Origin of the sequence: Mesorhizobium sp. M2A.F.Ca.ET.037.01.1.1 (genome assembly GCF_003998075.1) — a bacterium.
GTDB lineage: Bacteria > Pseudomonadota > Alphaproteobacteria > Rhizobiales > Rhizobiaceae > Mesorhizobium.
Genome location: NZ_RZSA01000752.1, coordinates 1 through 3,388 on the forward strand (window position 1 = coordinate 1; position 3,388 = coordinate 3,388).

Annotated in this window: 5 protein-coding genes and 1 pseudogene; all 6 read left to right on the forward strand. The window is 63.5% G+C overall.

Annotation, left to right across the window (positions count from 1 at the left end):
* A partial coding sequence (locus EOA27_RS28345; RefSeq protein ID WP_189562137.1) for a flagellar basal body P-ring protein FlgI occupies positions 1-195 on the forward strand: 195 nt, incomplete at its 5' end.
* A gap of 59 nt (positions 196-254) precedes the next feature.
* Positions 255-824, forward strand: coding sequence for a MotE family protein (locus EOA27_RS28350; RefSeq protein WP_245466960.1), 570 nt, complete (start codon positions 255-257; stop codon positions 822-824).
* Complete coding sequence (flgH, locus tag EOA27_RS28355) at positions 821-1,519, forward strand: flagellar basal body L-ring protein FlgH (RefSeq protein WP_126081522.1); 699 nt, start codon at positions 821-823, stop codon at positions 1,517-1,519. The genes EOA27_RS28350 and flgH overlap by 4 nt, the downstream gene beginning before the upstream one ends.
* Positions 1,520-1,537: 18 nt before the next feature.
* Positions 1,538-2,032 (forward strand): flagellar basal body-associated FliL family protein, encoded by a 495-nt coding sequence (locus EOA27_RS28360; RefSeq protein WP_126081521.1) that lies wholly within the window; start codon positions 1,538-1,540, stop codon positions 2,030-2,032.
* The gene (fliP, locus tag EOA27_RS28365; protein ID WP_095766375.1) at positions 2,029-2,760 is read left to right on the forward strand and encodes a flagellar type III secretion system pore protein FliP; all 732 of its coding nucleotides are present in this window, start codon (positions 2,029-2,031) and stop codon (positions 2,758-2,760) included. The genes EOA27_RS28360 and fliP overlap by 4 nt, the downstream gene beginning before the upstream one ends.
* A 212-nt stretch (positions 2,761-2,972) precedes the next feature.
* A pseudogene (locus tag EOA27_RS28370) lies at positions 2,973-3,388 on the forward strand (flagellin); the annotation flags it as partial.

The window sequence follows — 3,388 nt, forward strand, 5'->3', positions numbered from 1 at the left end:
GAGACCGCGGTGGAACCGTCCACGGCCATCGATGCGAGCCGGCCCAACGCCCGCGTCGCCGTGCTCGATGGCCCCGATCTCGAAACGCTTGTCTCCGGCCTCAATCGCCTCGGCGTGAAGCCGGACGGCATCATCGCCATCCTGCAAGGCATCAAATCTGCCGGCGCCCTGCAGGCCGACCTGGTCCTCCAATAGGCACGCCGATGATCGCGCTCCTCTCCTCGACACTGCATCGCCGCCCAAGACTTCACCCCGTGACCGGACTCCTCGCCATTAGCGCGATCGTCGCGTTGGCGGGCGGCGCGGTCCGTGCGGATGAAGTGCGCCAGGTATTGCCCGGCGGTCAGGCGCCGGCTCAGCCGGCCCAACTCACGCGCGAGACGGCATCGGCCCAGCCGGTTGGACTTGCGGTCGGGAAAGCGCCTGACGAAAGCGAGGTCCAGCGCTTCTGCTCAAACATCGCGGATGCCGCGCGCGACCGCCGCTACGCCCTGCAGGCGGAAGAGCTGAAGCAGCTGCAGGCCGGCATCGACGAGCGCATGAAAGCGCTGGAGGCGAAGAAAGCCGAATATGAAGAGTGGCTGAAGCGCCGCGAAGTGTTCCTGGCGCGCGCCGAGGACGGCGTCGTCAAGATCTATGCCGGCATGAAGCCGGACGCCGCCGCCGAGCGGCTGGCGATGGTCAATGCCGAGCTCGCGGCGGCCATCCTGATGAAGCTCGATTCGCGCAAGGCCGGCGTCATCCTGAATGAAATGGACCAGAAGGCGGCGGCGACGCTCACCGGCATCATGGCCAGCGCGGCGCGAAGGGTTGATCCGTCATGAAGTTGAAGTTCTTTGTCCTCGTCGCGGTTGCGGGGTTGTCCGGCTGCGGCACCAATTTCAAGGAGATCGGCCGGGAGCCTGCTATGTCACCCGTCGGTTCCGGCATCGGTGCCTCCGGCCCTTACACCTATCCCGAGCCGCCTGCCTCGCGGCCGAAGAAATTTTCACTGTGGGACGACCGCCAGAGCCGGCTCTTCACCGATCCGCGCGCCTTGCGCGCCGGCGACATCCTGACCGTCAACATCAAGCTCAACGACAGGGCTAATTTCAAGAACCAGAACGATCGCAGCCGCACCGCCGCGCGCAAGCTCGGCTATGACGTCACGCTCGGATGGGACGGCAAGAGCACCAGCGGCAAGGGCGACGCTGGCTTGAGCTCCAGCACGGAGACCAATGCCGACGGCGAGATCAAGCGCTCGGAAGACATCGAGCTCAACGTCGCCGCCGTCGTGACGGAGGTGCTGCCCAACGGCAATCTGATGATCAGGGGCTCACAGGAGGTCCGCGTCAACTACGAACTGCGGGTCCTCACCATCGCCGGCATGGTTCGTCCATCCGACATCGGCGCGGAGAACACCATCCCCTACGAGCGCATCGCGGAAGCGCGCATCTCCTATGGCGGCCGCGGCCGTGCAAGCGAGGTCCAGCAGCCGGCCTATGGCCAGCAGGTCCTCGACCAGGTTCTTCCTTTCTAGGGCCGGGAGAACGCTGCGATGGCCAATGTTGAGCAGGTCCAGCCCAAGAAGGGACCTTCCCTGGTGATCCAGCTCGCCATCCTGCTGGTCATGACGGGCGCGGCCATCGGCATGGGCTGGGTTTCCGGCGGCTATCTCAAGCAGGGCGAGACGCCGGCGCCAGTGCCCGCGGCGCCGGAGAATACCGGCAAGGCGGAGAAGACCGGCGAAGCCGGCAAGGCCGCTGCCGGGCCGACGCTGGCTCAGTTGGCGCCGATCACCACCAATCTCGCCTCGCCGTCGGACGTCTGGATCCGGCTGGAGGCATCGGTTCTCTATGACGCACCGCAGCCGCCGGAAGTGACCGAGCAGATCCACCAGGATCTGCTCGCCTTCGTGCGCACGATCAAGCTGCATCAGATCGAAGGCGCCAGCGGCTACCAGCATCTCAAGGCCGATCTCGATGAGCGCGCGGCGCTGCGCAGCGGCGGCCACGTCAAACAGGTTCTCGTCAGGACGATGCTGCTCGAATGAGAAAGTTCCTCATAGCCACGGCGCTCATCGTCGTCACCACCTCCGTCGCCGCGGCCCAGCAGCTCGATCTCGGCGGCATCGGCAAGGCCGACGGCACGACCGTCGGCTACCTGATCCAGATGTTCGGCCTGCTGACCGTGCTTTCGGTGGCGCCGGGCCTGCTCATCATGGTGACGAGCTTCACCCGCTTCGTCATCGCCTTCTCGATCCTGCGCGCCGGCATCGGCCTACAGTCGACGCCGGCAAACCTGATTCTGATCTCGCTGTCGCTGTTTATGACCTTCTATGTCATGGCGCCGACCTTCGACCAGGCCTGGAACACCGGCGTGAAGCCGCTGATGGACAACCAGATCACGCAAGGCGAGGCGTTCGAGAAGATTTCCGGTCCGTTCCGCGACTTCATGCTGCACAATGTGCGCGACAAGGACTTCGACCTTTTCGCCGACCTCGCCCGCGAGCGTGGCCAGACTGTCTCGCGCGAGACCGTCGATCTGCGCATCCTGGTGCCGGCCTTCATGATCTCGGAAATCCGCCGCGGCTTCGAGATCGGCTTTCTCATTGTTCTGCCCTTCCTCGTCATCGACCTCATCGTCGCCACCGTGACCATGGCCATGGGCATGATGATGCTGCCGCCGACGGTGGTGTCGCTGCCGTTCAAGATCCTGTTCTTCGTGCTGATCGACGGCTGGAACCTTCTCGTCGGCAGCCTGGTGCGATCCTTCACTTGAAGCCGCAGAGGCCGGCGCCGGATACGCGCTCGATTTTTGCGCAATATATTTTCGATTAACCCTGCGATTTAGCGCTTTGGTAGGGACTGGCCCGCATATTGCTCGCAGATGGCGGGTGATCGGGTTTTACAGATCATTGGCATGATGCCGCACCGTCATACCGGACATGCCGGTATGTCAAAAAATCCGTGTAAAAATAGGGTACGAGTACCATGGCCAGTATCATGACCAACGCCTCGGCGTTGACCGCTCTGCAGAGCTTGAACGCCACCCAGAAGAACCTCGACACCACCCAGGCCCGCATCTCGACGGGCTATCGCGTTTCTCAGGCTTCCGACAACGCCGCCTACTGGTCGATCGCCACCACGATGCGCTCCGACAACCAGGCCATGTCCACCGTTTCGGACGCTCTCGGCCTCGGCGCCTCGAAGGTCGACACGGCCTACACCGGCATGAGCAGTGCGATCGACACGATCAACAAGATCCAGCAGAAGCTGACTGCTTCGTTCGGCCAGACAGACGCTTCGAAAGAGAAGACCCAGACCGAAATCAAAGCGCTTCAGGACCAGTTGAAGGCCTATGCCGATGGCGCCACCTTCTCCGGCACCAACATGCTGTCCGTGAACAG

Excerpts from the sequence above, each read along its gene's own strand:
- flgH (WP_126081522.1), top strand. The coding sequence starts at position 821 with ATGAAGTTGAAGTTCTTTGTCCTCGTCGCGGTTGCGGGGTTGTCCGGC.
- EOA27_RS28360 (WP_126081521.1), top strand. The coding sequence starts at position 1,538 with ATGGCCAATGTTGAGCAGGTCCAGCCCAAGAAGGGACCTTCCCTGGTG.
- fliP (WP_095766375.1), top strand. The coding sequence starts at position 2,029 with ATGAGAAAGTTCCTCATAGCCACGGCGCTCATCGTCGTCACCACCTCC.